This window comes from uncultured Thiodictyon sp., assembly GCF_903828115.1.
In the GTDB taxonomy this organism is placed as follows: Bacteria; Pseudomonadota; Gammaproteobacteria; order Chromatiales; family Chromatiaceae; genus Thiodictyon.
The window spans coordinates 1-2,729 of sequence record NZ_CAIKKU010000099.1 but is presented as its reverse complement, the minus strand read 5'-3'; the positions used below and the strand labels follow the sequence as shown (position 1 = coordinate 2,729).

The following is a 2,729-nucleotide window of genomic DNA, read 5'->3' as shown; positions in this document are numbered from 1 at the left end:
GTCGTTGTCGTAATCGGAGAATCGCTGCAACTTGGCGTGCGAGGGAATCCGGGGCGATACGATAATCTCGATTACGATTACGACAACGACAACGACAACGACGCGAAAAGCATTCATGGGCCAAAATCCAGCACCGCCGAAACCCGGGAGAGGCACGCTGCGCAAGACGCGCGGGGCCTACTTTACCCCGGCGGAGGTCGCCCGCTTCATCGCCGCCTGGGCCATCCGCGCGGCGTCCGACCGGGTGCTGGAGCCCTCGTGCGGCGAGGCCGCCTTTCTCACCGAGGCGGTCACGCGCCTGCGCGCCCTGGGCCTCACCGACGCCGGCTGGCCGGCCGCCCTGCACGGGCACGAGATCCATCCCCAGTCCGCGGCCATCGCGCGGCAACTGCTGGCCGAACTGGGCGCCGGGGCGAGCATCGCCGAGGGCGACTTCTTCGTCCGGGAGGCGCGCCCGGAGTTCGACGCGGTCATCGGCAACCCCCCCTTTGTGCGCTATCAGCACTTCAGCGGTGAGACCCGCGCCCGCGCCCTGGCCGCGGCGCTGCGCCAAGGGGTGCGGCTCAGCGGGCTGGCCGCCTCCTGGGCCGCCTTCGTGGTCCATGCCGGCGCCTTCCTGAAACCGGAGGGCCGACTCGGCCTGGTGCTGCCGGCCGAGCTCCTGTCGGTCAAGTACGCGACCGAGATCCGCCGCTTCCTGCTGCGGCGCTTCGCCCGGGTGCGGCTCGTCCTGTTCGACCACCTGGTCTTTCCGGGGGTCCTGGAGGACGTGATCCTGCTGCTCGCCCAGGGCAGCGGCGGGACCGACCATTTCGAGGTCTATCAGGCGGCCCGACCCCAGGACCTGATGCAGTCACTGGGGCAGGACTGGGTGGGCTTCCACCCCCGCCCGGACGCCAAGTGGACCTCGGCCCTGTTGCCCCCCGAGGTGCTCGCACTCTACAGCGCGGTGGTGGAGGGCGACGGCTTCGCGCCGCTGGCCCACTGGGGCGGGAGCTTCCTGGGCTCAGTGACCGGCAACAACGGCTTCTTCGCCCTCTCGCCGGCGCGTGCGCGCGCGCTGCGGCTGCCCCCGCACGAGTTGCTCCCCATCTCCCCCCCCGGCGGGCGGCACTTGAGCGGCCTGTACTTCGAGCGCACCGACTGGGAGCGGCTGGGCCAGGCCGGGGCCGCCACGCTCCTCTTCGCCCCCGGGGAGGACCCGTCCGCCGCCGCCCGCCGCTATATCGCCCTGGGGGAACGCGAGGGGGTGAGCAACGCCTACAAGTGTCGGGTGCGCACCCCCTGGTGGCGCGTCCCCCTGGTCGACCGACCGGATCTGTTCTGCACCTACATGAATCACCGGCGCCCGCGCCTGCTCGCCAACCAGGCCGGGGCCCTGGTCCTGAACTCGATCTACGGGGTGCGCTTGAGCGAGCCGTACCGCGCCCTGGGCGTGCGGCTGCTGCCGCTGGCGGCGCTCAACAGCCTGTCGCTGCTCGGGGCCGAGATCGGCGGGCGCATCTATGGCGGCGGTATGCTCAAACACGAGCCGCGGGAGATCGATGCCCTGCCGGTCCCGGCCGCCGCCCTGGTCGAGGCCTTGGCCGCCGACCTGGAGGCACTGGCCCCGGAGGTCGCCCGTCTGCTCGCCCTGGGGGAGGAGACCCGCGCCACGGCCCGGGTCGACGACCTGGTCCTGCGCCATGGCCTGGGGCTCGCCCGCGAGGCGCTCGACACCCTGCGCGCGGCCCGCGAATACCTGCTCGATCGCCGTCTGACCCGGGGGCGCGGCACCCATGGCTGAGATCGACGAGCGCCTCGCCGAGGCCCTGGGGTCCCTGCCGCCCAAGCCCGGGGACGAGGCCCCCCAGGCGGCCAAGAAGCGCTACAGCGAGTTGGTCTCCCAACAGGTCGCCCTCGCCCTGGGGGCGGAGCTGCGCCGCCGCGGGCTCAAGGAGGCACGCCCGGCCCCCGGCGGGACCGGTCCGGATGCGGGCGCCGAGCGGCGCATGGCCGGCGGTCTGGGGGCCAAGAAGGTCGACGTGACCTGGGCGACCGAGGAGTCCGGGCTGCTGCTCGGCATCTCGGTCAAGACCATCAACTTCCGCGACAGCAAGACCCGCAATTTCCAGAAGAACCTGGTCAATCGGCGCGGCGACATGCTGATGGAGGCGGTCACCCTGCATCGGCGCTTCCCCTACGCGGTGCTCGCCGGGCTCTTCTTTCTCGACAGCGAGGCGGCCAACGACGGCACCGAGAAGCGCCGCTCCACCTTCCTCAACGCCCACGCCCGGCTGCAACTCTTCACCGGCCGCAACGACCCGGCGGACCGCGAGGAGCAGTTCGAGCGCTTCTACCTGATCCTGCTCGACTCCGCCCGGACGGGACTGCGCCCCGCGCCGCCGCCGTTGGTGCCGCCACCCCGGTCCGGGTCCACCGCTGACCTCTTTGCCCCCGCCCCCCTGGCGGAGGCGGCACCCGACCCGGCCTCCGAGCCCTTGCTGCGCCCCTTCCAGGTCGGCGCCCCGGAGCGTCAATTGGCACTCGCCGACATGCTCGACGACCTGCTGAGCCTGGTGGCGCAGCGCAATCCGGACTTCTATGAACTGCGCGACGGGCGGCTGATACCGGCCTGAGCCGGCGACCGTTGTCGTTGTCGTTGTCGTTGTCGTTGTCGTTGTCGTTGTCGTTGTCGTTGTCGTAATCGGAGAAGCGATGCAATTTGGCGTGCGAGAGAATTTTGGGCG

At 71.2% G+C, this 2,729-nt stretch carries 2 protein-coding genes; both read left to right on the top strand.

Going from position 1 to position 2,729, the window contains the following annotated elements; translation table 11 throughout:
• The first annotated feature begins 31 nt into the window (after positions 1–31).
• Positions 32–1,786 carry an N-6 DNA methylase gene (locus tag QZY48_RS03605; RefSeq protein WP_295427833.1) on the top strand — a complete coding sequence of 585 codons (1,755 nt, stop codon included), beginning with the start codon at positions 32–34 and terminating at the stop codon, positions 1,784–1,786.
• Positions 1,779–2,618 carry a hypothetical protein gene (locus QZY48_RS03600; protein ID WP_295427830.1) on the top strand — a complete coding sequence of 280 codons (840 nt, stop codon included), beginning with the start codon at positions 1,779–1,781 and terminating at the stop codon, positions 2,616–2,618. The genes QZY48_RS03605 and QZY48_RS03600 overlap by 8 nt, the downstream gene beginning before the upstream one ends.
• Positions 2,619–2,729: the final 111 nt, after the last annotated feature.